This window comes from Pseudomonas sp. Leaf48, from assembly GCF_001421885.1.
Taxonomy (GTDB): domain Bacteria; phylum Pseudomonadota; class Gammaproteobacteria; order Pseudomonadales; family Pseudomonadaceae; genus Aquipseudomonas.
In genome coordinates this window covers 214,224-240,443 of record NZ_LMLH01000029.1, presented here as the reverse complement: position 1 = coordinate 240,443, position 26,220 = coordinate 214,224, and the positions used below count along the sequence as shown (strand labels likewise).

Sequence of the window (26,220 nt, the reverse complement as noted above, 5' to 3'; positions counted from 1 at the left end):
AGAAGCGGATCATCGAGGGACGCGGCGCCTGGCACACTTCCCATGGGAGAAAGCGCGGCATTTTACATGAACCGCGGGGTTTGGCTTCAGCTGACGATGGCCTGTTTGCGCAGGCGCCAGGCCATGATCAGCCATACGGCCGTGACCCCGGCGAACTTCGACCCCAGGGCAGTGAGGATCACTCCGGGGGTCAGCGCGTCGATCATGCCGAAGAAAATGAAGGTGTCGATGGGGATGCTCAGGGCCGAACTTATCCACAGGCGGTCGTGCAGCGGCCGTTTGGTGATGCTGAATACCAGCCAGTCGATGCACTCGGACACCGCGAACGCCGTGGCGCTGGCCAGGGCGATAGAAGGATCGGAGGTGATATAGGACAGCACCAGCGCCGCCAGCATCGCCACCAGGGCGCCATGGCCGAAGCGGGTTTGCACCATGTCGCGCAAGATGAATACCAGGCCGCCCCAGGCCGACCAGATGATGTCCAGGTGCGGGGCTGTGGAAAAGGCATAGTTGATCAGCACGACGCTGCCGATGTAAGCGATCAGGAAGAGCATGGGGGTACCTGTCAATTTGGCGCACAGGGTACTTCAGGGGGTGGGGGTGGACCAATACCCGGTGTGGTGCGATGCATTGCAAAGATCAAGAGCCACCCCCTCACCCCAGCCCTCTCTCCCAAGGGGGAGAGGGGGAAAGGGAGCCGATCTTCGTGCTGTTCCAACCTGAGTTTGGCTTGATATCTCAGGTCGGCGTAACCCCAGCATCCAACTTGATCAGTTCCCTCTCCCCCCGGGAGAGGGTTAGGGCGAGGGGCTCTTTGTGCTTCTCAAACCTGAGTTCGACTCAATATCTTAGGTCGGCGTAACCCCAGCATCCAACTCGATCAGTTCCCTCTCCCCCCGGGAGAGGGTTAGGGTGAGGGGCTTTTTGTGCTTCTCAAACCTGAGATCGACTCAATATCTCAGGTCGGCGTAACCCCAGCATCCAACTCGATCAGTTCCCTCTCCCCCCGGGAGAGGGTTAGGGTGAGGGGCTTTTTGTGCTTCTCAAACCTGAGTTCGACTCAATATCTCAGGTCGGCGTAACCCCAGCATCCAACTCGATCAGTTCCCTCTCCCCCCGGGAGAGGGTTAGGGTGAGGGGCTTTTGCAGTTGAGTCAGGACTTCGAAGGCAACATCCAGACCAGCCCACTCGCCTTCGCCCGCTCATGACACAACCCCAATACCGCCCGCCGCTCGTCATTATTCATTCGACTCCAGCGGGTGATTTCCTCAACCGTACGCTGGCAACCGGTACAAATATCATCGTCATCCAACGCACAAATATTCACACAGGGCGATGGCACCGGTCGTTCGGTCGCGCTCATTCTTCCTGCTCAACCAGATCCCGGGCATAACGCTGGGAGTTATGCACATAGTGCGCAGCACTGGCCTCAAGCATCTTCTTCTGCCCGTCGGTCAATTCGCGCACCACCTTGCCAGGCGAGCCCATGACCAGCGAACCGTCGGGGATCTCCTTGCCCTCGCCGATCAGCGAGTTGGCGCCGATGATGCAATTCTTGCCGATTTTCGCGCCGTTGAGGATCACCGCATTAATGCCGATCAGGCTGTAGTCGCCGACGGTGCAGCCGTGAAGCATGGCATTGTGGCCAATGGTCACGCCGGTGCCGATGGTCAGCGGGAAGCCCATGTCGGTGTGCATCACCGTACCGTCCTGGACGTTGCTGTTCTTGCCGATCAGGATCAACTCGTTGTCGCCCCGCAGCACGGCGTTGAACCAGACGTTGGCGCCCTCTTCCAGTTTGACCTTGCCCACCAGCACGGCATTGGGCGCGACCCAGCTCTGTGGGTGGGTTTCGACGCGGGCGTCGCCCAGGCGGTATTTCATCTCGTTGTCCTCAGGGCTCAGGCCGGCTTTTATTGGTAGCGATCAGGTTCAGGCCATTCGAACGATGGCTCAAGTATGGATAAAGCTTTTGGGAGGCTGGTGCAGGCTGATTTTCGCGTCATACAGCAGGTTGATCAACTCGACGATCATGATCGCCGTCAGCCCCCAGATCTTGTACTCGCCGAAGCGATAGCTGGGCACATACCAGCTGCGGCCCTGGTAATCGATGCGGTGGGTATGTTCACGCGGGTCATTGCAAAAGAACTCCAGCGGTACGCTGAACACCGCGGCGATCTCGGCATCGTTGGCCCGGTACTCGACGAAGTCCGGAATCACGCCCACATAGGGCGTGACCATGATGCCATGCAGGGAAATCAACGGGCTGAGCGGGCCGATCACTTCCACCAGGCCCGGAGGCAGGCCGATTTCTTCCTCGGCTTCGCGCAGGGCGGTGAAGACCAGGTCGGGGTCTTCAGGGTCACGACGCCCGCCGGGGAAGGCGACTTCGCCGCCATGGGTCGAGAGCCCACTGGCACGCAGGGTCAGCACCAGTTCGGGCTTGTCACTGCGGGTGATGGGCACCAGCACCGCGGCCTCGGGAAAACGCAGGTCGGTCTCCAGCGTGTGCGGAGTGTGGTTGCTTACCCGATGCAGTAGCTCGTCCAGCATGAGTGTTCTCGATCAGTGCCTTACCCTGCATCATGCACCAATCATTGCGCTCGCCCAAGCCCCCGAACAGGCGCATGTCGCGAAACGACAACTTGCCGACAGACACCGGTGCACGCCAAGATAGGCGCAGCATTCAGGAAACCAAGCATGAAATTTTGCAGCCAGTGCGGTAATCCGGTGACCCAGCGCATTCCCGAAGGCGATTCACGCCTGCGGTTCGTCTGCGACAGCTGTCATGTGATTCATTACCAGAACCCCAATATCGTTGCCGGCTGCGTGGCGACCTGGGGTTCGAAGGTATTGCTGTGCCGCCGCGCCATCGAGCCACGGCGGGGTTACTGGACCCTGCCCGCCGGTTTCATGGAAAACGGCGAGACCATCGAACAGGCGGCAATTCGCGAAACCGCCGAGGAAGCCTGCGCCCGGGTGCGCAACCTGAGCATCTATACCCTGATCGACGTACCGCACATCAGCCAGATGCATGTGTTCTTCCGGGCTGAACTGGCGGACCTGGACTTTGCGGCCGGCCCCGAGAGCCTGGAAGTGCAGCTTTTCGAAGAAGCCGACATCCCTTGGTCCGACCTGGCTTTCCGCACGGTGGGTCGTACCTTAGAATGCTTCTTCGCTGACCGGCGGACCGAGGTCTATCCCGTACGGTCCGAATCGATCCCGCCGCTCGCTCAGCCTGCCATCACTTAAAAAAACACCTATAAATATATAGTCGCGACACCTCTGGGGAATCGTTTCAATGCGCTGGTTGCTTGCCTTGCTCTGCTTGTCGTTCGTTGCGGTAACCCAGGCTTCGGCCACGGAAACCTACAACGGCAAAGTCATCGAGAAAATTCTGGTTCTCAAGTCCGCCCATCAATTGCAATTGATCAATGACGGCAAGCCGCTCAAGACCTATCGCATTTCCCTGGGCAAACGTCCCAAGGGCCCCAAGCTGATGGAGGGCGACAAACGTACGCCGGAAGGTTTGTACTGGGTTGACTGGCGCAAGGTCAGCGATCGTTTCAACCTGGCGATGCACGTCTCCTATCCGAACATCAGCGACTCTGCCCGCGCCCGCCGCGAAGGCGTCGAGCCCGGCGGCATGATCATGATCCACGGTACCCCGGACACCGAGGACACCCCTGAAGACCTGTTCCATACCCTGGACTGGACCGACGGCTGCATCGCCATGCGCAACATGGACATGCGCGAAGTCTGGAACCTGGTGCCGGACGGCACGATGATCGAAATCCGACCGTAATGCTTACGACCGTTGGTCGCCCTCGAAAAAAATAATTCAAGAGATCGCAGCCTTCGGCAGCGCCTGCAGGGTGAATACCATTGCCCCCTGTAGGAGCTGCCGAAGGCTGCGATATTTGCTTTAAAAACCCCCTCCCCTAATACCACTTCAAACCAACACCTTTCCACGCAGCCAAATGAGGCCGGATTTACTGCGCCACCCGCTAGCCCGGTGCGTTGACATGGTATTCAAGTGGTATTAGTTTTCGCTGCACTCACTGGCGAAAACACTCCAATATCCGCCGCGGACACCAGCCATGAACGACCTCCAGGCCCTAAAGCCCGACGACACCCAACCGACGCCGCTTTACCTGCAACTGGCACGCAATCTGGAAGCGGCGATCCATGCCGGCCAGTGGAAAGCCGAACAGGCCATGCCTTCGGAACGCAACCTCAGCGAGTTGCTGGGCATTTCCCGCGTTACCGCCCGCAAGGCACTGGAAGTGCTGTTCGAACAGGGGCTGATCCGCCGCAACCAGGGTTCCGGCACCTTCATCACACCGCGCCTGGAGCAACCCCTGTCACGCCTTTCGGGCTTTAGCGAAATGCTCCGCCTCAAGGGTTTCGTACCCGGCTCGCAATGGCTGGAGCGGCAAATCACCCTGCCCACCCACGAAGAACTGATCCGCCTGGGGCTTTCGCCCAACGACAAGGTTGCGCGCCTCAAACGCCTGCGCAAGGCCGATGACACGGTGATGGCGATCGAGATGAGCACCCTGCCCGCCTCGATCATTGCCAAACCGCAAGCCGTGGGTGACTCCCTCTACGAATACCTCGACGGCATCGGCAAACCCGTGGTTCGCGCCTTGCAGCACATCCAGGCGATCAATGCCTCGGACGAGTTCGCCGCGCTGGTCGGCATCGCCCCCGGTACCGCCATGCTGCTGATGACCCGGGTTGGCTATCTGGAAGACAACACGCCGATCGAAGTCACTGACACTTATTGCCGCAACGACTACTACGACTTCGTTGCCGAGCTTCGTCGTTAAACCGAGAGCCCATCATGTCCGAAGACAACATCCTCACCGCCCACGGCTGGGTTCGCGGCCGACTGGTCCACGAACACGGCAAAGTCGTGTCGATCGAAGGCGAGCCCTGCGATCCGGCGCAAAACGACCTGCCCTATCTGCTGCCGGGCTTCATCGACCTGCACGTTCACGGTGGCGGCGGCAAAGACATCATGGAAGGTGCATCGGCCTTCGAAACCATCACCAGGACCCACGTGCGCTTCGGCACCACGGCACTGCTGGCCACCACCATGACCGCGCCGAGCGAAGAGATTTGCGGCGTGCTCAAGGCCGTCGGCGAATTCTGTGAACAGCGGCCGAAAGGCTGCGCCCGGGTGCTTGGCGTCCACTTGGAAGGCCCGTACATCAATCCGGGCAAACTCGGTGCCCAACCGAATTTCGCCCACACCGCGCTGCTGGCCGAAGTCGAAGAATACCTGGCGTTGGCGCCGATCCGGGTGATCACCATCGCCCCGGAAATCGCCGGTCACGATGCCTTGATTCGCAACCTCAGCAGCCGTGGCGTGCGTATGCAGATCGGCCACACCCTTGGCAGCTACGAGGAAGGCGTGGCCGCGCTGGAGGCCGGTGCCAGCAGCTTTACTCATCTCTACAACGCCATGAGCCCGTTGCACCACCGCGAACCGGGCATCGTCGGCGCCGCCCTGGCCCATGCCCGATTCGCCGAGCTGATTCCCGACTTGCTGCACGTGCACCCCGGCGCCATCCGCGTCGCCCTGCGTTCGATCCCGTGCCTGTATTGCGTCACCGACTCGACCGCCGCCGCCGGCATGCCCGACGGTGAATACAAGCTCGGCAGCCACACCGTGACCAAATGTCTGGGCGGCGTGCGCCTGCCCGACGGCACCCTGGCCGGCAGCACCCTGACCATGGATCAGGCCCTGCGCAATCTGGTGAAGATCGGCCTGCCGATCGCCGAAGCTTCGCAACGCCTGTCGCAATTCCCCGCCGACTACCTCGGCATCACCGATCGCGGACGCCTGCAACCAGGCGCCTGGGCCGACTGCGTGCGGCTCGATCGCTCACTCACACTGACCGCCGTCATGGTCGAAGGAGAAGACATTGACTTCAAAAATGCTTGAAGAGGCGCTGTCCTCGTTCCAGGCCGTGCAGGCTCAGCTACAACAACTCGACCCGCAGATGATCGAGATCGCCGGGCGCCTGCGCCGACAGCCTCCGCAAGTCGCCATGACCGTGGCGCGTGGCAGCTCGGACCATGCCGCCAGCTATTTCGCCTATCTGACCATGCAGTTGCTGGGCATCCCGGTGGCGTCGTTGCCGATGTCGGTGGTCACCATGCAGCAGGCACCCTTGAAGGTCAGCGGTCAGGTTGCGTTCGCGTTCTCGCAATCGGGACAGAGCCCGGACCTGGTGAACAGCTTGCGTCTGCTGCGCAAGCGTGGCGCCTTGAGCATTTCCCTGGTCAATGCCGAAGACTCGCCGCTGGAAGCCGCCTGCGAATTCAGCCTGCCGCTGTGCGCCGGCACCGAAAGCAGCGTCGCTGCAACCAAGAGTTTCATCGCCACCCTCAGCGCCAGCGCCCGTTTGATCGGCCACTGGAAAGAAGACGCCGAATTGCTCGAAGCCGGACTGGCCTTGCCTGCCGGCCTGCGCGATGCCGCGCAGCAGGACTGGAGCCCGGCCATCGAGGCCTTGCGCGATTGCCAACGGCTGATGGTGATCGGCCGTGGCGCCGGATTCGCCATCGCCCAGGAAGCGGCGCTCAAGTTCAAGGAAACCTCGGCGATCCAGGCCGAAGCCTTCAGCAGCGCCGAAGTCCGTCACGGGCCAATGGCCTTGATCGGTGACAACTACCCGCTGCTGGTCTTCGCCCCACGGGGTGCCGAACAGGCCGGCCTGCTGAGCCTGGCCGCCGACATGCGCCAGCGCGGCGCTCGAGTCCTGCTGGCTGCACCGGACGATGTGCTCGAGCGCGACTTGACCCTGACCCGCGCCGAACACCCGGCCCTCGACCCGATTCTGGCCATTCAGAGTTTCTACGTGATGGCCGCCGGCCTGGCCGTAGCTCGCGGCATGGACCCGGATCAACCGCGGCACCTGAGCAAAGTCACGCGCACCCACTGAATCGAATGACGATTTGAATGACCTGCAGGAGCGAGCATGCTCGCGATGGACGTTAACGATTACACGGAAAACCTGACACCCCGCGACGTTCTTGAATCCATCGCGAACAGGTTCGCYCCTACAGTCAACCGCATTCCCCTGTAGGAGCGAGCATGCTCGCGATGGACGTTAACGATTACACGGAAAACCTGACACCCCGCGACGTTCTTGAATCCATCGCGAACAGGTTCGCCCCCACAGAAAAGCGCGTTGTTCCGAACTGTTGTTTTTTAATGAGACCGAGCCATGCATAACAACAATAAAGAGCTGACCTTAAGCGCCCCGCTCAGCGGTCCGGTGCTCACGCTCTCCAAAGTCCCGGACCCGGTGTTCGCCAGCGGCGCCATGGGCGACGGCATCGCCATCGACCCGTTGAACGACACCCTTCACGCCCCCTGCGCCGGCGTGGTGGTGCACGTAGCGCGCACCGGCCACGCGGTCACGTTGCGTGCCGACAACGGTGCGGAACTGTTGTTGCACCTGGGTCTCGATACGGTCGAACTGCAAGGCCAGGGCTTCTCGATGCTGGTCAAGGAAGGCGCGCGCGTGGTCAACGGCCAACCGCTGTTGCGCTACGACCTGGACAAGGTCGCGCAGCAGTGCAAAAGCCTGGTCAGCTTGCTGATCCTGACCAACAGCGAGCAATTCCAGGCACGGCCAATCACCCTGAAATCGGTGAGGGTCGGCGAGCCGTTGCTGCACATCATTCGTCGACAAACATCTGGCGCCCAGGCCGAAGTGGACATGGGCGGCGAAGAGATCCACGGACATGTCCGCATCGCCCATCGAGGTGGTTTGCATGCCCGGCCGGCCGCGTTGATCCGTCAGACCGCCCAAGGCTTCAAGAGCAAATCGCAGCTGCACTTCGCCGGCAAATCGGCAACCTGCGACAGCCTGATCGGGTTGATGGGCCTGGCCATTGGCGAGCAGGAAGAAGTTCAGGTCAGTTGCCAGGGCCCGGATGCCCAAGCCGCTCTGCAAGCGTTACTCTCAGCTTTATCCACAGCGCTCGCCGAAGACACTCACGCAGCCGCGCCGGCACCGATTGCCCAGCGTGCGCGTGCCGCCGAAGCGGGCGTGCTGCACGGCGTTTGCGCCGCGCCCGGCCTGGTCGGCGGTCAGTTGTTTCGCTTGAACACCATCAGCCTGCCGGTAGACGCCGGCAACCACGATCCAGAGCAACAACTGCACGCCCTCGATACCGCGCTGAGCGTGGTACGCAGTGAAATCGACACCACCCTGGCCCAAGCGAAAAAACACAAGAACACCGACGAAGAAGCCATCTTCGCTGCGCACCTCGCGCTACTCGAAGACCCGGCGTTGCTGGATGCCGCAAACGCCTCCATCCACCAGGGGATGGCCGCGACTCACGCCTGGAGCCAATCGATCGACGTGCAGTGCGAGGTGCTACAGCAACTCGGCAGTGCGCTGTTGGCCGAGCGCGCCAACGACCTGCGCGACCTCAAGCAACGGGTGTTGCGCGCCCTCCTCGGCGCAACCTGGCACTACGACGTTCCGCCAGGCGCCATCGTCGCCGCACAGGAACTGACCCCGTCCGACCTGCTGCAACTGAGCCAGCAAGGCGTCGCCGGGCTGTGCATGGCCGAAGGTGGCGCGACGTCCCATGTGGCGATTCTCGCTCGTGGCAAAGGTTTGCCGTGCCTGGTTGCGCTGGGCTCGACGCTGCTTGATCAGCAACAGGGCCAAGCCGTGGTGCTGGATGCCGACGGCGGTCGCCTCGAATTGGCCCCTGACCACGAGCGCATTGCCGTCGTGCAGCAAGCGCAACTTGACCGCCAGCAACGTCGCGCGCTGCAACAATCTCAAGCACACACCCACGCACTCACCCTCGACGGCGTGCAGATCGAAGTGGCTGCCAATGTGGCGTCCAGCGCCGAGGCAGCGGATGCCCTGGCCAATGGCGCCGATGGCGTCGGCCTGTTGCGCACCGAATTCCTGTTCGTCGACCGCAACACCGCGCCGGACGAAGAAGAGCAACGTGGTGCTTATCAAGCGGTGCTCGACGCTATGGGCGACAAGTCGGTGATCATCCGCACCATCGACGTCGGCGGCGACAAGCAACTCGATTACCTGCCGCTGCCTGCCGAGGCCAATCCCGTGCTGGGCCTGCGCGGCATTCGTCTGGCTCAGGTTCGACCTGAACTGCTGGATCAACAACTGCGCGCCCTGCTGCGCGTCAGTGCGCTGTCTCGCTGCCGAATCCTGTTGCCGATGGTGACGGAGGTCGACGAGTTGCTGCACATCCGCCAGCGCCTCGAGGCCTTGTGCACTGAGCTGGGCGTGAGTGAACGCCCGGAGCTGGGCGTGATGATCGAAGTCCCGGCGGCCGCGTTGCTTGCCGAGCAGTTGGCCGAACACGCGGACTTTCTGTCCATCGGCACCAACGACCTGTCGCAATACACCCTGGCCATGGACCGCGACCACGCCGGCCTCGCCTCGCGGGTCGATGCGCTGCACCCGGCGCTGCTGCGGCTGATCGCCCAGACCTGCGCCGGTGCCGCAGTGCACAAGCGTTGGGTTGGCGTTTGCGGCGCGCTGGCTTCTGACCCGCTGGCCACGCCGGTACTGATCGGCCTGGGCGTCAGCGAGTTGTCGGTAAGCCCGGTGCAAATCGGTGAAATCAAGGATCGCGTGCGGCACCTCGACGCCAGCGAATGCCGGCGCATCAGCCAGGGTCTGCTCAAGCTCGGCAGCGCCGCTGCAGTGCGTCACGCCTGTCACCAGCATTGGCCTCTGAGCTGAACAACGCCAACAAGAATCCAGGGAGATCCGCCATGTACCAATACTTCATCGAAGGCCTGCAGCGCCTCGGCCGTGCGCTGATGCTGCCGATCGCCATCCTGCCGATTGCCGGCCTGCTGCTGCGCCTTGGCGACACCGATCTGCTGAACATCGCGATCATCCACGACGCCGGCCAGGTCATCTTCGCCAACCTGGCAATGATCTTCGCCATCGGCATCGCCGTCGGGTTCGCCAAGGACAACAACGGTACCGCCGGGCTGGCCGGGGCCATTGGTTATCTGGTGATGGTCTCGACCCTGAAGGTGCTGGATTCGAGCATCAACATGGGCATGCTCGCCGGGATCATCAGCGGCCTGATGGCCGGCGCGCTGTACAATCGTTTCAAGGACATAAAGTTGCCGGAGTATCTGGCGTTCTTCGGTGGTCGCCGCTTTGTACCGATAGTCACCGGCTTCACGGCGGTGGGCCTGGGGGTCGTCTTCGGTTACATCTGGCCGCCGATCCAGCACGGCATCAATGCTTTCGGCGCATTGATGATGGAGAGCGGCAGTATCGGCGCGTTCGTCTTTGGCGTGTTCAACCGTCTGTTGATCGTCACTGGCCTGCACCACATCCTCAACAACATGGCGTGGTTCGTGTTCGGCAACTTCACCGACCCGACCACCGGCGCGCTGGTGACCGGCGATCTGTCGCGCTACTTTGCCGGCGACCCGAAAGGCGGCCAGTTCATGACCGGCATGTTCCCGATGATGATCTTCGGCCTGCCCGCCGCGTGCCTGGCGATGTACCGCAATGCCTTGCCGGAACGGCGCAAGGTGATGGGCGGGATTTTCCTGTCCATGGCGCTGACTTCTTTCCTGACCGGCGTGACCGAGCCCATCGAATTCGCCTTCATGTTCCTCGCGCCACTGCTGTATCTGCTGCATGCTTTGCTGACCGGCGTGTCGATGGCCGTCACCAATGCGCTGAACATCCACCTGGGGTTCACCTTCTCCGGTGGTTTTATCGACATGATTCTTGGCTGGGGTAGATCCACCAACGGCTGGCTGGTGTTCCCGGTGGGCCTGGCGTATGCGGTGATCTATTACCTGGTGTTCGATTTCTGCATCCGGCGCTTCGACCTGAAGACACCGGGCCGTGAAGGCAGCGTTGCCACCGAGCAGGTAGCCGTCACCGAAAATGAGCGCGCCGGTGCTTACATCAAGGCATTGGGCGGTGCTGCCAACCTGATCACCGTCGGCGCTTGCACCACACGTTTGCGTCTGGACATGGTGGATCGCAACAAAGCCTCGGACGCGGAATTGAAAGCACTCGGCGCAATGGCCGTGGTGCGCCCGGGCAAGGGCGGAAGCTTGCAGGTGGTGGTCGGGCCGATGGCCGATGCGATTGCCGATGAAATCCGCCTGGCGATGCCGGCGTTGGACCGGGCGATTGTGTCGACGCCTGCGGCGCTGGTCGAAGAACCGACACCTGTCGCCGTCGCGACTCCAGAAGCGCAACAATGGCTGCAGGCCTTGGGCGGTGGCGACAATGTGTTGCAGCTGGATTGCGTGGCAATGACCCGCATTCGTCTGCAACTGGCTGACGGTAAAGCCTTGTCCGAAAGTGAGTTGAAGGCCTTGGGTTGCCATGGCGTGACTCAGCTGGAGGGAGGGATCTGGCACCTGCTGATTGGCGACAAGGCGCCGATTTTGAGTGGTACGCTGGAAACATTGATCAATCGCAGTGAGGTCAGCGCCAAGGTTTAGATCCTGGTTCCCTGGCGGGCCCCAAAAAAACCTGGGCATGAAAAAACCCGCTGAAATCACTTTCAGCGGGTTTTTCATTTCAGCAGCCAGGGAATCAGAAATCCTCCAACCGCCACACCTCATAAGCCGGTGTCTCGTAGGGGTGACTCTGCTTCAGAGCCTCCACCACCGGGCGAATCAACTCATCCGCCACCACCAGCTCAACCTTCCATTCCTCGACCTGTTCGACCTGCCCTGCCTCGCCAATGAACGGCTGGCTGCCATCCATTGGACGAAACTGGCCTTGGCCCAGCACCTGCCATGAACAGTGGTCATAAGCACCGATCCGCCCGCCACCGGCGGCGAATACGGCGCTTTTAACCCGCTCGACATGACTGTCAGGAACGAAAAAGCTGAGCTTGTACACGGTGCTTAGTTCACCCACACACGAGCATTACGGAACATGCGCATCAGCGGAGCATCTTCTTTCCACTCATCCGAACGCCACGAGTTCTGCACGGCACGGAACACACGCTCCGGGTGCGGCATCATGATGGTCACGCGACCGTCGCGGCTGGTCAAACCAGTGATCCCGCGCGGCGAGCCGTTCGGGTTGGCCGGGTAGCTTTCGGTGACCTTGCCGTGGTTGTCGACGAAACGCATCGCCACGCAACCGGACAGATCGGCTTCCAGCAAGGCTTCTTCGCTGGAGAACTCGGCATGACCTTCACCGTGGGCGATAGCGATCGGCATACGCGAACCGGCCATGCCCTGCAGGAAGATCGAGTTCGACTCCTGGATCTGTACCATCGCCACGCGCGCTTCGAACTGCTCGGAGCGGTTACGCACGAAGTGCGGCCAGAACTCGCTGCCCGGGATCAGTTCGTGGAGGTTGGACATCATCTGGCAACCGTTGCACACGCCGAGGGTGAAGCTGTCGTTACGTTCGAAGAAGCCCTGGAACGCATCGCGGGCACGGCTGTTGAACAGCGCGGACTTGGCCCAGCCTTCACCGGCACCCAGTACGTCGCCGTAGGAGAAACCGCCGCAGGCGACCATGCCCTTGAACTCGTTCAGGTCGACGCGACCGGCCAGAATGTCGCTCATGTGCACGTCGATCGCGTTGAAACCGGCGCGGTCGAACGCCGCCGCCATTTCCACCTGGCCGTTGACGCCCTGCTCACGCAGTACGGCAACCTGAGGGCGAATGCCTTTCTTGATGTAAGGCGCGGCGATGTCCTGGTTGACGTCGTAGCTGAGCTTGACGCTCAGGCCCGGGTTGTCTTCTTCCAGCAGCACGTCGAACTCTTGCTCGGCGCAGTCGGCGTTGTCACGCAGACGCTGGATCTGGTAGCTGGTCTCGGCCCACTGACGTTGCAGCAGACGACGCTGACCTTCGAACACGGTGTCGCCGTTGAAGGTGATGTTGATCTGGCCATTGTTCATTGGCTGACCGATCACCGACACGCACTCACCCAGGCCGGCAGCGCTGAACTGCGCGAGGATGTCGGCAGTGGAGTCCTGGCGCACCTGGATCACGGCACCCAGTTCTTCGTTGAACAGGATGGCGGCGATATCGGCGGAGGTTTCGGCCAGGCCGTCGAGGTTCAGGCTCAGGCCGCAGTGACCGGCGAAGGCCATTTCCACCACGCTGGTCAGCAGACCACCGTCGGAACGGTCGTGGTAAGCCAGCAGGTGACCGTCAGCGTTGAGGCCCTGGATCACTGCGAAGAAGGCTTTCAGGTCTTCGGCGTCGTCGACGTCCGGGGCCTGATTGCCGAGCTTGCCGTGAACCTGGGCGAGGATCGAGGCACCCATGCGGTTCTGGCCGCGACCGAGGTCGATCAGGATCAGGTCGGTGGTGCCCTTGTCCATGCGCAGTTGCGGGGTCAGGGTCTGACGGATGTCAGTCACTGGCGCGAAACCGGTGACGATCAACGACATTGGCGAAGTGACGGATTTGTCGACGCCTTCATCGTTCCAGCGGGTGGCCATGGACATCGAGTCCTTGCCCACCGGAATGGTGATGCCCAGCTCAGGGCACAGCTCCATGCCGACCGCTTTCACGGTGTCGTACAGGCGTGCATCTTCACCCGGGTGGCCGGCAGCCGACATCCAGTTCGCCGACAGTTTAATGTCGGAGATCTTGCCGATGCGCGACGCCGCGATGTTGGTCAGGGTTTCGCCGATGGCCATGCGGCCCGACGCCGGAGCGTCCAGCAGAGCCAACGGAGTACGTTCGCCCATGGCCATGGCTTCACCGGTGTAGACGTCAAAGCTGGTGGCGGTGACGGCAACGTCGGCCACCGGAACCTGCCACGGGCCGACCATTTGGTCACGGGCCACGAGGCCGGTGATGGTGCGGTCGCCGATGGTGATCAGGAAGCTTTTGCTGGCCACGGCCGGGTGATGCAGGACGCGCTCGACGCATTCACCGATGTTCAGGGTCGACGGATCGAAATCGTCGCCCAGCTCGTTTTCACGAACAACCGAACGGTGCATGCGCGGGGCTTTGCCCAGCAACACTTCCAGCGGCATGTCCACCGGGCTGTTGCCGAAGTGGCTGTCGGTCACGGTCAGCTGCGGCTCTGCGGTAGCTTCACCGACTACGGCAAACGGGCAACGCTCACGTTCGCAGATCGCCTTGAAGCGCTCGAAGTCAGCCGGGCCGACCGCCAGAACGTAACGTTCCTGGGATTCGTTGGACCAGATTTCGTGCGGGGCCATGCCCGGCTCGTCGTTTGGAATGTTGCGCAGTTCAAAACGGCCACCGCGCTCGCCGTCGTTGACCAGTTCCGGGAAGGCGTTGGACAGACCGCCCGCACCCACGTCGTGGATGAAGCTGATCGGGTTCTTGTCGCCCAGCTGCCAGCAACGGTCGATGACTTCCTGGCAACGGCGCTCCATTTCCGGGTTTTCGCGTTGTACGGAAGCGAAGTCCAGGTCCGCCGAGCTGGTGCCAGTGGCCATGGAGGAAGCTGCACCGCCACCCAGACCGATCAGCATCGCCGGGCCACCGAGCACGATCAGCTTGGAGCCAACGACGATCTCGCCTTTCTTGACGTGCTCTTCACGGATGTTGCCCATGCCGCCAGCCAGCATGATTGGTTTGTGGTAACCACGGACTTCATCACCGTGCGGGGTGGTGATCGATTGTTCGAAGGTACGGAAGTAGCCAGTCAGGGCCGGACGACCGAATTCGTTGTTGAACGCAGCGCCGCCCAGCGGGCCTTCGATCATGATGTCCAGCGCGGTAACGATGCGCTCAGGCTTGCCGTACGGCACTTCCCACGGCTGTTCGAAGCCAGGGATCTGCAGGTTGGACACGGTGAAACCGGTCAGGCCAGCCTTTGGCTTGGCACCACGGCCGGTCGCGCCTTCGTCGCGGATCTCGCCGCCGGAACCGGTGGATGCGCCCGGGAACGGGGCAATCGCGGTCGGGTGGTTGTGAGTCTCGACTTTCATCAGGATGTGCACCGGCTCCTGCACCGCGCCGTACTGGCGGGTTTCAGGGTCCGGGAAGAAACGGCCGGCCACGGAGCCGACGATTACCGAAGCGTTGTCCTTGTAAGCCGACAGAACGCCTTCGCTGTGCATCACGTAGGTGTTCTTGATCATGCCGAACAGGCTTTTTTCCTGGCTCTCGCCGTCGATGTCCCAACTGGCGTTGAAGATCTTGTGACGGCAGTGCTCGGAGTTCGCCTGGGCGAACATCATCAGTTCGATGTCGTGCGGGTTGCGCTTCAAGCCGACGAAGGCGTTGACCAGGTAATCGATCTCGTCTTCAGCCAGGGCCAGGCCCAGCTCGGTGTTGGCTTTTTCCAGCGCGGCGCGGCCGCCACCCAGCACGTCGATCGCGGTCAGCGGTTTTGGCTCGGCGTGGCTGAACAGGCCGGCAGCCTGTTCGAGGTTGCCCAGAACGATCTGGGTCATGCGGTCGTGCAGTACATCGGCAATCAGTTGGGCGTCAGCATCGCTGAACTGGCCGGCCACGTAGAACGCGATACCGCGCTCAAGCCGCTGGATTTTCGCCAGGCCGCAGTTGCGAGCGATGTCGCTGGCCTTGCTCGACCACGGCGAGATGGTGCCGAAACGCGGCAACACCAGGAACAGACGACCGGTCGGCTCTTGTACCGGAACGCTTGGACCGTACTTCAGAAGGCGCGCAAGCACCTGCTGTTCGTCGCCGGTCAGGACGCCGGTAACTTCGGCGAAGTGAGCGAATTCAGCATACAGGCCGCTGACAGCCGGAACCTTCTGGCTCAGTTGCTCAAGGAGCTTGCTGTGGCGAAAGGCAGAAAGGGCAGGAGCGCCGCGCAGGATCAACATCTTCGGGACAGCCTCGGGAAGGGGTGTGCTTTGAGGCCGTGCATTCTAGCCTAAACCGCCCGCGACATCACCCGAAACGCTACGCACGGTTGCACTGGAGTGTCGATCTGTGTTTCTGCCCCGAGAGTCAGGTTAACCGGGCGTGTCACCACAGCTTATTTTTACTGTATCAAAATGCATAAAAGGCCCATTCCTGCGGGGTTTCGGCCTGTTTTACGATCGCTAGCAGATAGGCCCTTCACTGTCGAGATATGGCGTCCGTGGTCCTTTGCGTATACTGCGCAGATGTTTTCCCCAACGGCTTTGCGTCCGCGGTACGCCAAATGGCTGATCGCAACCGGACTCTTCCTGATGCTCCAGGGTTGTGTTGATAAACCCAACACACTGGAGCGTGTAAAGGAGGATGGTGTGCTGCGGGTGGTTACCCGTAACAGCCCCGCCACTTACTTCCAGGATCGTAACGGTGAAACCGGCTTCGAATACGAGCTGGTGAAGCGCTTCGCCGACGATCTGGGGGTCGAACTCAAGATAGAGACCGCCGACAACCTCGACGACCTGTTCAACCAGGTAGGCCAGCCCAATGGCCCCGTACTGGCAGCCGCTGGCCTTGTCACCAGCGAGGAACGGAAAAAACAGGTACGGTTTTCCCATTCCTACCTGGAAGTCACCCCACAGGTCATTTATCGCAATGGCCAGTCGCGCCCGACCGATGCGAAGGATCTGGTCGGCAAAAAAATCATGGTGCTCAAGGGCAGCACCCATGCCGAACAACTGGCGCAGCTGAAACAGAAATATCCCGGTATCGAATACGAAGAATCCGACGCAGTCGAAGTCGTCGACCTGCTTCGTATGGTCGACGAAGGTCAGATCGATCTCACGCTGGTCGATTCCAACGAAGTGGCGATGAACCAGGTGTACTTCACCAACATTCGCGTCGCCTTCGACCTCGGTGACGCCAGCGACCAGAGCTGGGCGATAGCGCCCGGTGAAGACAACAGCCTGCTCAACGAGGTCAACGACTACCTCGACAAGGTCAAGAAGAACGGCACCCTGCAACGCCTCAAGGACCGTTACTACGGGCATGTCGACGTACTTGGCTACATGGGCGCCACCACCTTTGCCCAACACCTGCAGCAACGCCTGCCCAAGTACGAGCAGCACTTCAAGGCCTACGCCAAGAAAGAGAAAGTCGACTGGCGCCTGCTGGCGGCCATCGGTTACCAGGAATCGCTTTGGCAACCCACAGTGACCTCCAAGACCGGCGTGCGCGGCCTGATGATGCTGACCCAGAACACCGCGCAGGCCATGGGCGTGTCCAATCGCCTGGACCCCAAGCAGAGCATCATGGGCGGCGCCAAGTACCTGGCCTATATGAAGGATCAGCTGGACGATTCGATCCAGGAGCCGGACCGCACCTGGTTTGCCCTGGCGGCGTACAACGTCGGCAGCGGTCACCTGGATGACGCGCGCAAGCTGGCGGCCAAGGAAGGACTGAACCCGGACAAATGGCTGGACGTGAAGAAGATCCTGCCGCGCCTGTCCGAGAAGAAGTGGTACAGCAAGACCCGTTACGGCTATGCCCGCGGCGGCGAGCCGGTGCATTTCGTGGCGAACATCCGTCGTTACTACGACATCCTCACCTGGGTCACGCAGCCACAGCTGGAAGGCGATCAGGTGGCCGAGGGCAAACTGCTGGTGCCGGGGATCGACAAGAGCAAACCGGCTCAAGAGCCTGCCCCGCTCTAGTCCAGACAACCAAAATCAAATGTGGGAGCGGGCTTGCTCGCGAATGCGGTGCAACATTCAACATTTCTGTTGGCTGACACTGCGCTTTCGCGAGCAAGCCCGCTCCCACATGGTTTTTGCGCTGGTTTTTAAGCCTTGGCAGCCGCCGCCAGAATCAACGCCTTCATCTCCGACACCGCCGACTTGAAGCCCACGAACAGCGCATGGGCGACCAGCGCATGGCCGATGTTCAGCTCATTGATGCCCTTGATTGCTGCCACCGCCTCGACGTTGTGGTAGTGCAGGCCATGGCCGGCATTGACGATCAGGCCCTGGGCCAGGCCAAACGCCACACCATCAGCCACGCGCTTGAGCTCTTCAGCCACCTCGGTCGGCGTTTGCGCATCGGCGTAGCGACCGGTGTGCAGTTCGATCGCCGGCGCGCCTACGCGGTGCGACGCTTCGATCTGACGCTCATCGGCGTCGATGAACAGCGACACTTCGCAGCCGATCTTCGCCAGGCGTTCTACCGCTGCCTTGATCCGTGCCTCCTGCCCCGCCACGTCCAGACCACCCTCGGTGGTCAACTCCTGACGGGTCTCCGGCACCAGGCAGACATGCGCCGGACGGATATGCTCGGCGAACGCCATCATCTCTTCAGTGACACCCATTTCGAAGTTCATGCGGGTTTGCAGCACGTCCTTGAGCAGCAGCACGTCGCGCTCCTGAATGTGCCTGCGGTCTTCGCGCAGGTGCACGGTGATGCCGTCGGCGCCCGCCTCTTCTGCATCCAGCGCGGCCTTGACCGGGTCCGGGTAACGAGTACCTCGGGCCTGACGCAAAGTGGCAACGTGGTCGATGTTCACGCCAAGAAGAATGCGGGTGCTGGTGGTCACGGAAAGCGCTCCAGAAGAAGAGAAAGTTCGGTGCACAGCATACGGGGAGACTACGGCTTGCGAAACAGCTCGCGACTGACCAGAGGCCGACCACCCAGGTGAACGGCCAATGCCTGGCGCATCAAACGCTTGGCCGCCGACAACGCACCCGGTGCGCTCCAGTCGGCTTCAGCCATGGCCAGCAGTTCGGCGCCATTGAACAACCCGGGCTGCAGCAGATAGACCCGCTCCAGCCCCGCATCCACCTGCAAACGGTAGAGGCCGTCTGGCGCAACGGGTTCGTCGTGGATATCGGTTATCAATGAAAAGCCGTAGCCCAGATCATCCAGCAAGCGCCATTCGAACGACCGCAGCAACGGCTCCAGCGGACGGCCTTCGGCCAGGGCCAGCAAGGTCGCGGCATAGTGATCGAACACCGCAGGAAAAGGGTCTTCGGCAGGCAACAGGCGAATCAACAGCTCATTGAGATAAAGACCGCTGAACAGCGCCTCGCCGTTGAGCCAGGACGCGATGCCGGCGCTCTCCATGCGCCCGACATTCTTCAGCTCACCACGCCCGCGGAACTCAACTTCCAGCGGCACGAACGGCCGCGCCAACGTCCCGGCCTTGCCCCGCGCACTGCGCAACACCGCCCGCAGCCGCCCTTGCGGCGTCAGGAAATCCACCAGCGCACTGTTTTCGCGGTAGGCTCGGGAGTGCAGGACGTAGGCGGGCTGGGGGATGGGTTGGGACATGGAAATCGCAGATCTCAATGGGGAAGCGCAGTTTTACAAGCAACCCAAAACCAATGTGGGAGCGGGCTTGCTCGCGAAAGCGGTGTACCAGTCAACATCAATGCTGAATGTTACATCCTCTTCGCGAGCAAGCCCGCTCCCACAGGGTTTTGCTGTGTATCAGAAACCGGCGTTACAGGTCGCCATAACCCAGCGAACGCAATGCGCGTTCGTCGTCGGACCAGCCACCCTTAACCTTGACCCACAGGTTGAGCATGATCTTGGAGTCGAACAGCAGCTCCATGTCCTTGCGCGCCTCGGTGCCGATGCGCTTGATGCGCTCGCCCTTGTCGCCAATGATGATTTTCTTCTGGCCATCACGCTCGACGAGGATCAACGCATGGATGTGCAGGGTTTTGCCCTGCTGCTTGAACTCTTCGATTTCGACGGTGATCTGGTACGGCAGCTCGGCGCCCATCTGGCGCATGATTTTCTCGCGCACCAGCTCAGCGGCAAGGAAGCGGCTGCTGCGGTCGGTGATCTGGTCTTCCGGGAAGAAGTGATCGTTTTCCGGCAGGTGATCGGCAATCACCCGCTCCAGCGCATCCAGGTTATGGCCGTGCTGCGCCGAAATCGGGATGATCTGCGCGTTCGGCAACTGCTCCTGCAACCAGCTCAGGTGCGGCATCAGTTCGGCCTTGTCTTCGATGCGGTCGGTCTTGTTCAACGCAACGATCAGCGGACCGGTCACGTACTGGACGCGCTCGAGGACCATCTGGTCTTCTTCGGTCCACTTGGTGCGGTCGACCACGAAGATCACCACGTCGACGTCTTTCAACGCCGCCGAAGCGGTCTTGTTCATGTAGCGGTTCAGGGCCTTCTCGCCACCCTTGTGCATGCCCGGGGTGTCGACGTAGATCGCCTGTACAGCGCCTTCGGTCTTGATACCGAGCATGTTGTGGCGCGTGGTCTGCGGCTTGCGCGAGGTGATCGCCAGCTTCTGACCCAGGATGTGGTTCAGCAGCGTGGACTTGCCCACGTTGGGACGGCCGACGATGGCAACATAGCCACAGCGAGTTGCGTTTGTATCAGTCATTGCCATTCTCCACATCCAGGGCAATCAGTGCTGCGGCGGCCGCTACCTGTTCGGCAATACGACGGCTCACACCCTGACCTCGGCTTTTTTCGTTCAGTAAGATGATTTCGCATTCGACGAAGAACGTCCGGCAATGCGGCTCACCCTGGATATCCACCACTTCGTAACGCGGCAGTTCGCAACCACGAGACTGCAGGAACTCCTGCAGACGGGTTTTCGGATCTTTGTTGGTGTCGACCAGCGTCAGGCCTTCGAACTCACCGGCCAGCCAGGCGAGCACGCGCTCACGGGCCACTTCCATGCCAGCGTCCAGATAGATCGCGCCGATCAACGCTTCCAGGGCATCGGCCAGAATCGACTCGCGGCGAAAACCGCCGCTTTTCAGCTCGCCCGAGCCCAGGCGCAGGTAATCGCCAAGATCGAATCCACGGGCCAGTACGGCCAGGGTCTCACCTTTGACCAGGCGTGCGCGCAAACGCGACAGCTGGCCTTCGCGGGCCAGCGGGAAGCGATCGAACAGAGCCTCGCCGGCGACGAAGTTGAGGATGGCGTCACCGAGGAATTCCAGGCGTTCGTTGTTACGCCCGGCAAAACTGCGGTGAGTCAGGGCCAGGACCATCAGTTCCTGATCCTTGAAGGTGTAGCCGAGCTGACGCTCGAGACGGCTTAAGGAGGCGCTCACGGTTTACCCACGCTGAGTTCGTGGCTGGATTCCACCGCCATCGCCGAGGTGCGGCGCAGGCTTGGGACAATTAACGCTGTGTTCAAAAATTACTTCCTGAATATCATTGTTTTCATGCCTCTGTCGCCGAATATGCCGACTCCAGAAATGCATTCGGCGCTGTGTTCAACAGCGCCGTGTTTGATTACTTGATCAGGCCAACCCGCGAGAAGTTCGGCAGGTGACTGAGTTTTGGTTCCGGCCAGCTCATCCAGACTGCGAAGGCCTTGCCGACGATATTCTTGTCGGGAACCATGCCCAGCAGATCCTTGGGAATGCTCGGATCATCCCAAAAGCGACTGTCGTTGGAGTTGTCGCGATTGTCGCCCATCATGAAGTAGTGCCCGGCCGGCACGGTCCACGAATGGTCCGGCATGACGCGGTAGCGGGTCATTTCCTTGCGGATCAGGTGCTCGGCAACGCCGAGTTTTTCCTTGTAGAGCGCGGCGCTGCCCAGGGTACCCGGCTCGTTACCGACCAGTTGCTCGGCGATCGACTCACCGTTGACGAACAGACGCTTGTCGGCGGTATAACGAATCTGATCACCCGGCAGGCCCACCACACGCTTGATGTAGTTGACGTTCGGGTCGCTCGGGTAACGGAACACCATCACATCACCGCGCTGCGGATCACCGACATCGATGATCTTCTTGTCGACCACCGGCAAGCGGATCCCGTAGGAAAACTTGCTCACCAGAATGAAGTCGCCAACGTCCAGGGTCGGTTTCATCGAGCCGGAAGGAATCTGGAACGGTTCCACCAGGAACGAACGCAGCACCAGCACGATGAACAGCACCGGAAAGAACGACTTGCCGTATTCGACCAGCAGCGGCTCCTTGTTCAGTTTTTCGACCACCACGATATCAGGCTGGCTGACGCTGCCCTGATAGGAGGCGATGGCGGCGCGACGACGCGGCGCCAGAAAAAGCAGATCGAGCAACGCCAACAGGCCGCAGACGAACACGGCGATGACCAGCAACAGCGGGAAATTTAGTGACATAGGACCTAACTATCCAACCTGAGCACTGCAAGGAAGGCTTCCTGTGGAATTTCCACGTTGCCGACCTGCTTCATGCGTTTTTTACCGGCCTTTTGCTTTTCCAGCAGTTTCTTCTTACGACTGACGTCACCGCCGTAGCATTTGGCCAATACGTTCTTTCTGAGCGCCTTGACGGTTGTACGCGCCACAATCTGCCCACCAATGGCGGCCTGGATTGCCACGTCGAACATCTGCCGCGGAATCAGTTCTTTCATCTTCTCGGTCAACTGGCGACCTTTGTAGTGCGCATTGTCACGGTGAACGATCAGCGCCAGGGCGTCGACCTTGTCACCGTTGATCAGCACATCCAGTTTCACCAGACTAGCCGATTGGTAACGATCAAAGTGGTAGTCCAGCGAAGCATAGCCGCGACTGGTGGACTTCAGACGATCGAAGAAGTCCAGGACCACTTCGTTCATCGGCAAGTCGTAGGTCACCTGGACCTGAGTGCCGAGGAACAGCATGTCGACCTGCACACCACGTTTTTCGATGCATAGGGTAATGACGTTGCCCAGGTGCTCTTGCGGCACAAGAATGTTGGCGCGAACGATCGGTTCACGCATGTCTTCGATCGAAGACAGGTCCGGCAGTTTCGACGGGTTATCGACGTAGATCGTCTCACCGGTCTTGAGCAGCAGCTCGAAGATTACCGTCGGTGCGGTGGTAATCAGGTCCAGGTCGTACTCGCGCTCAAGGCGCTCCTGGATGATCTCCATGTGCAGCATGCCGAGGAAGCCGCAACGGAAGCCGAAGCCCAGGGCGTCGGAGCTCTCCGGGGTGTACTGCAGCGACGAGTCGTTTAGGGTGAGCTTTTGCAGCGCTTCACGGAAGTCTTCGAAGTCGTCGGAGCTGACCGGGAACAGGCCGGCGTAGACCTGCGGCTGAATGCGTTTGAAACCTGGCAGTACGTCAACGTCCGGGGTCGAGCTCAGGGTCAGGGTATCGCCCACTGGCGCACCGTGAATGTCCTTGATGCCGGCGATGATGAAGCCCACTTCGCCAGCCTTCAGGTCAACGGTGGCGGTGTGTTTCGGGTTGAACACACCGACGCTGTCCACCAGGTGGATCTTGCCGGTGGACTTGACCAGAATCTTGTCGCCCTTCTTCACGCGGCCGTGGCGTACGCGCACCAGGGACACAACGCCCAGGTAGTTGTCGAACCAGGAGTCGATGATCAACGCTTGCAGCGGATCTTCGATGTTGCCGGTCGGCGCGGGAATGGTGGTGACCAGGCGCTCGAGCACTTCATCGACGCCCAGACCGGTCTTGGCACTGCAAGTGACCGCGTCGGTGGCATCGATGCCGATGATTTTTTCGATTTCTTCCTTCACACGGTCCGGATCGGCCTGTGGCAGGTCGATCTTGTTCAGCACCGGCATCACTTCCAGACCCTGCTCGATCGCCGTGTAGCAGTTGGCAACCGATTGTGCTTCAACACCTTGACCGGCGTCGACCACCAGCAGCGCACCTTCACAGGCCGCCAGCGAACGGCTGACTTCATAGGTGAAGTCAACGTGGCCGGGGGTGTCAATGAAGTTCAACTGGTAGTTGATACCATCGCGGGCTTTGTAATACAGAGTAACGCTGTGCGCCTTGATGGTGATCCCGCGCTCACGCTCCAGATCCATGGAGTCCAGGACCTGGGCTTCCATTTCGCGCTCGGCCAGGCCGCCGCACATCTGGATGAAGCGATCGGCCAGCGTCGACTTGCCATGGTCAATGTGGGCGATGATGGAGAAATTGCGGATATGACTCAAATCACTCACGGATCAACACTCAAAAAGGCTGCAGGCATAGCCCGCCGAAAAATAGCCGCGAATTGTACCTGATCCACGGTGCCAGCGTCACGTTCACAGGTCAGACGGCACATACAAAAACGCCCCGGCCTTGCGGCAGGGGCGTTTTTTTATCGACAACGAGGGCGCAAAAGCACCGGATCAACCGGCGCGACGCAACATCCAGAGCCCGGCCAAGGCACAGATACCGGCCGGAACCAGCACCGACAGCAATGGCGGGAAACCGAACACCAGGCTCGAAGGGCCAAGCAAATCCTGGACGATACGGAAGGTGAAGCCCACCAGGACACCGGTGAACACCCGCTGGCCGAGGGTCACCGAGCGCAGCGGACCGAAGATGAAGGAGATCGCCATCAACACCAGGGCGGCAGTGACCAATGGTTGCAACACCTTGACCCAAAATGCCAGCCAGTAACGGCCATTGTTCAGCCCCTGGTCTGCCAGATAGTGGATGTAACCCCAGAGACCGCTGATCGACAACGACTCTGGCGCCATGACCACGGTACTCAGCAGCTGCGGGCTAAGTGCAACATCCCAGCGCTCGACAGGCGCCGTCACCACTTCCGTACGCTTTTCGTGGAACAGCGTGGTGGTGACATCCGTCAACTGCCAGTGATCGGTGTCGAATTCCGCGCGCTTGGCGAAGCTCGCCGACAACATGTGCCGTTCGTTATCGAAGCGATAGCGGGTGACGCCGTACAGGATACCGTTGGGTTGCACCGAGTTGACGTGAATGAACTCGTCACCCTGGCGGTGCCACAAGCCATGCCTGGCGCTTTGTGCGTCGCCACTGCCCTGGGCCAGCGAGCGATTGGCCTGCGCCACGGTTTCGGTGGCCGGCGCGACATATTCACCGACCAACACACCGACCAGCATCAACACCAGCATGGGCTTCATGACCGCCCAGACGATTCGCCCGATCGACACGCCGGCGGCACGCATGATGGTCAATTCACTGTTGCTGGCCAGACTGCCGAGGCCGATCAGGCAACCGATCAAGGCCGCCATTGGCAGCATGTCGTACAGACGACGCGGTGCGGTCAGCATTACGTAACTCAGGACATCGACCAAGGTGTAGGAATCGCTGACTTCGCTCATCTCGTCAATGAAGGCAAACAATGTCGCCAGGCCGAGGATGATCCCCAGTACCGCCAGGATCGCCATGAACACGCTGCTACCGATGTAGCGATCGAGCTTAACCACGGGCCACCTCCCGCGCGCTGCGACGACTCGCCAGCTTCAGGCACAGGGTTTCCCAGTAGAGCAGGCCCAGGCCAATGGCCAGGAATATCCCGTGCACCCACCACAACCCCACCGAAGTCGGGATCTTGCCCTTTTCCAGGGCGCCGCGAGCGGCAATCAGGATAGACAGGTAAGCCATATAAAGAAGAATCGCCGGCAGCAACTTGAGGAATCGGCCCTGACGCGGGTTGACCCGCGACAGAGGCACCGCCATCAAGGTCACGATGAAGACCAGCAATGGCAGAGACAGACGCCATTGCAGTTCAGTGTGGGAACGAATGTCATCGCTGCCAATCAGCGAACTGGTGGGCATCGCGTCACGATCGGTGACTTCGTCGCTCACATCCGGTTTTGGCAGCAGGACACCGTACTCCTCGTACTTGATCGCCCGGTAGTCGGCCTGCCCGGGATTACCGTCATAACGGTAACCGTTGTCGAGGATCAGGTAGCGGTTGCCGTCAGGGCGGATTTCCTGACGGCCCTTTTCAGCCACCAGCACGGAAATGCCCCGGTCTTTCTTGTCGGAACTGATGTTTTTCTGCGAAATGAACACACTGCCCAGGTTGATGCGATCATCCGACAAGGTCTCGGTGTAGGTCACCCGGGTGCCGTCACGCAGGGACTGGAAGCGGCCCGGCTCCAGGGTATCGAACTCGGTCAGGGCGTCCTGCTTGTTGAGCAGCAACTGAAACTGATTCGCCCCCTGCGGCGCCAGGCTCAGGCTCAGCCAGGCCACGACCAGTGCAACCAGCGTGGCTGGAAACAGGGTCATGCAAAACAGGCGTTGCTGGCTCATGCCCGTGGCCGACAATACCGTCATTTCGCTTTCGAGATACAACCGGCCATAAGACAGCAGGATCCCGAGAAACAGCCCCAGAGGCAGGATCAGCTGAAGGAAACCGGGCAGACGAAACCCCATGATCAGGAACAATGAGCCCGGATCCAGCAGGCCCGCAGCGGCCTGGGCGAGGTATTTGATGAAGCGACCACTCATGATGATGACCAGCAGCACGGCGCTGACGGCGCTCAAGGTCAACAGGACTTCGCGGGATAAATAACGGAAGACAATCAAACCAGACACTCCAGGGTTGTCAGGCTAAGGCGGCCAAACAAGCAAACGTATCAGACAGCCCACAAGACAGAGCCGCCGAAAAAGATTGCGCATTATCCTGTGATT

At 60.7% G+C, this 26,220-nt stretch carries 22 protein-coding genes; 8 read left to right on the top strand and 14 right to left on the bottom strand.

Translation table 11 applies throughout. The features are described 5' to 3' along the window. Nucleotides 1-86: 86 nt before the first annotated feature. The 4 genes from ASE98_RS20485 to ASE98_RS20475 form a co-directional block, all read right to left on the bottom strand. The gene (locus tag ASE98_RS20485) at nt 87-554 is read right to left on the bottom strand and encodes a VUT family protein (RefSeq protein ID WP_060543145.1); all 468 of its coding nucleotides are present in this window, start codon (nt 552-554) and stop codon (nt 87-89) included. A gap of 600 nt (nt 555-1,154) precedes the next feature. Further along, a complete protein-coding gene (locus tag ASE98_RS26165) occupies nt 1,155-1,364 on the bottom strand; it encodes a DUF1289 domain-containing protein (protein WP_082457596.1) in 210 nt (69 codons plus the stop codon). Beyond that, nucleotides 1,361-1,885, bottom strand: coding sequence for a gamma carbonic anhydrase family protein (locus tag ASE98_RS20480; RefSeq protein ID WP_060543144.1), 525 nt, complete (start codon nt 1,883-1,885; stop codon nt 1,361-1,363). Before ASE98_RS20480 ends, ASE98_RS26165 begins: the two co-directional genes overlap by 4 nt. Before the next feature lie 69 nt (nt 1,886-1,954). Beyond that, nucleotides 1,955-2,554 (bottom strand): CoA pyrophosphatase, encoded by a 600-nt coding sequence (locus tag ASE98_RS20475; RefSeq protein ID WP_060543143.1) that lies wholly within the window; start codon nt 2,552-2,554, stop codon nt 1,955-1,957. A 147-nt stretch (nt 2,555-2,701) separates the two neighbouring features. Between ASE98_RS20475 and ASE98_RS20470 the strand changes: the two genes are divergently transcribed. From ASE98_RS20470 to nagE, 7 genes are all read left to right on the top strand, one after another. Continuing rightward, entirely contained in the window at nt 2,702-3,253 is a 552-nt protein-coding gene (locus ASE98_RS20470) for an NUDIX hydrolase (protein ID WP_060543142.1), read from the top strand. A gap of 49 nt (nt 3,254-3,302) precedes the next feature. Beyond that, complete coding sequence (locus tag ASE98_RS20465) at nt 3,303-3,806, top strand: L,D-transpeptidase family protein (protein WP_060543141.1); 504 nt, start codon at nt 3,303-3,305, stop codon at nt 3,804-3,806. A 295-nt stretch (nt 3,807-4,101) separates the two neighbouring features. Further along, entirely contained in the window at nt 4,102-4,833 is a 732-nt protein-coding gene (locus tag ASE98_RS20460) for a GntR family transcriptional regulator (protein ID WP_060543140.1), read from the top strand. Between the two features lie 14 nt (nt 4,834-4,847). Next, a complete protein-coding gene (gene nagA, locus ASE98_RS20455; RefSeq protein WP_060543139.1) occupies nt 4,848-5,954 on the top strand; it encodes an N-acetylglucosamine-6-phosphate deacetylase in 1,107 nt (368 codons plus the stop codon). After that, nucleotides 5,947-6,957 (top strand): SIS domain-containing protein, encoded by a 1,011-nt coding sequence (locus ASE98_RS20450; RefSeq protein WP_060543138.1) that lies wholly within the window; start codon nt 5,947-5,949, stop codon nt 6,955-6,957. Before nagA ends, ASE98_RS20450 begins: the two co-directional genes overlap by 8 nt. Before the next feature lie 285 nt (nt 6,958-7,242). Beyond that, nucleotides 7,243-9,759 (top strand): phosphoenolpyruvate--protein phosphotransferase, encoded by a 2,517-nt coding sequence (ptsP, locus tag ASE98_RS20445; RefSeq protein WP_060543137.1) that lies wholly within the window; start codon nt 7,243-7,245, stop codon nt 9,757-9,759. A 32-nt stretch (nt 9,760-9,791) separates the two neighbouring features. Further along, on the top strand, nt 9,792-11,507 hold the full coding sequence (gene nagE / locus ASE98_RS20440) for an N-acetylglucosamine-specific PTS transporter subunit IIBC (RefSeq protein WP_060543136.1): 1,716 nt from the start codon (nt 9,792-9,794) through the stop codon (nt 11,505-11,507). Nucleotides 11,508-11,601: 94 nt separating this feature from the next. Here nagE and ASE98_RS20435 read toward each other — a convergent pair whose 3' ends face one another. Together ASE98_RS20435 and purL are read right to left on the bottom strand one after the other, a co-directional pair. Further along, nucleotides 11,602-11,913, bottom strand: a complete 312-nt coding sequence (locus tag ASE98_RS20435) for a Nif3-like dinuclear metal center hexameric protein (protein WP_060543193.1) — start codon at nt 11,911-11,913, stop codon at nt 11,602-11,604. Nucleotides 11,914-11,918: 5 nt separating this feature from the next. Next, nucleotides 11,919-15,815 (bottom strand): phosphoribosylformylglycinamidine synthase, encoded by a 3,897-nt coding sequence (purL, locus tag ASE98_RS20430; RefSeq protein WP_060543135.1) that lies wholly within the window; start codon nt 15,813-15,815, stop codon nt 11,919-11,921. Between the two features lie 285 nt (nt 15,816-16,100). On the opposite strand from purL, the gene mltF reads away from it, so the two are divergent. Next, on the top strand, nt 16,101-17,561 hold the full coding sequence (gene mltF, locus ASE98_RS20425; RefSeq protein ID WP_082457595.1) for a membrane-bound lytic murein transglycosylase MltF: 1,461 nt from the start codon (nt 16,101-16,103) through the stop codon (nt 17,559-17,561). Nucleotides 17,562-17,689: 128 nt separating this feature from the next. On the opposite strand, the gene pdxJ is transcribed toward mltF, so the two are convergent. The 8 genes from pdxJ to lptF form a co-directional block, all read right to left on the bottom strand. Continuing rightward, nucleotides 17,690-18,436: a pyridoxine 5'-phosphate synthase gene (gene pdxJ, locus ASE98_RS20420; RefSeq protein WP_060543134.1), complete on the bottom strand. Its 747-nt coding sequence runs from the start codon at nt 18,434-18,436 to the stop codon at nt 17,690-17,692. A gap of 50 nt (nt 18,437-18,486) precedes the next feature. Next, nucleotides 18,487-19,170, bottom strand: a complete 684-nt coding sequence (recO, locus tag ASE98_RS20415) for a DNA repair protein RecO (RefSeq protein WP_060543133.1) — start codon at nt 19,168-19,170, stop codon at nt 18,487-18,489. A 172-nt stretch (nt 19,171-19,342) separates the two neighbouring features. Continuing rightward, nucleotides 19,343-20,245: a GTPase Era gene (era, locus tag ASE98_RS20410; RefSeq protein WP_060543132.1), complete on the bottom strand. Its 903-nt coding sequence runs from the start codon at nt 20,243-20,245 to the stop codon at nt 19,343-19,345. Beyond that, on the bottom strand, nt 20,238-20,927 hold the full coding sequence (rnc, locus tag ASE98_RS20405) for a ribonuclease III (protein ID WP_060543131.1): 690 nt from the start codon (nt 20,925-20,927) through the stop codon (nt 20,238-20,240). Before rnc ends, era begins: the two co-directional genes overlap by 8 nt. Nucleotides 20,928-21,111: 184 nt before the next feature. Further along, entirely contained in the window at nt 21,112-21,966 is an 855-nt protein-coding gene (gene lepB, locus ASE98_RS20400) for a signal peptidase I (RefSeq protein ID WP_060543130.1), read from the bottom strand. 5 nt (nt 21,967-21,971) lie between these two features. Further along, nucleotides 21,972-23,771 (bottom strand): translation elongation factor 4, encoded by a 1,800-nt coding sequence (gene lepA / locus ASE98_RS20395; RefSeq protein ID WP_060543129.1) that lies wholly within the window; start codon nt 23,769-23,771, stop codon nt 21,972-21,974. 171 nt (nt 23,772-23,942) lie between these two features. After that, nucleotides 23,943-25,004 (bottom strand): LPS export ABC transporter permease LptG, encoded by a 1,062-nt coding sequence (gene lptG / locus ASE98_RS20390; protein WP_060543128.1) that lies wholly within the window; start codon nt 25,002-25,004, stop codon nt 23,943-23,945. Next, nucleotides 24,997-26,115: an LPS export ABC transporter permease LptF gene (gene lptF, locus ASE98_RS20385; protein ID WP_060543127.1), complete on the bottom strand. Its 1,119-nt coding sequence runs from the start codon at nt 26,113-26,115 to the stop codon at nt 24,997-24,999. The genes lptG and lptF overlap by 8 nt, the downstream gene beginning before the upstream one ends. Nucleotides 26,116-26,220 lie beyond the last annotated feature (105 nt).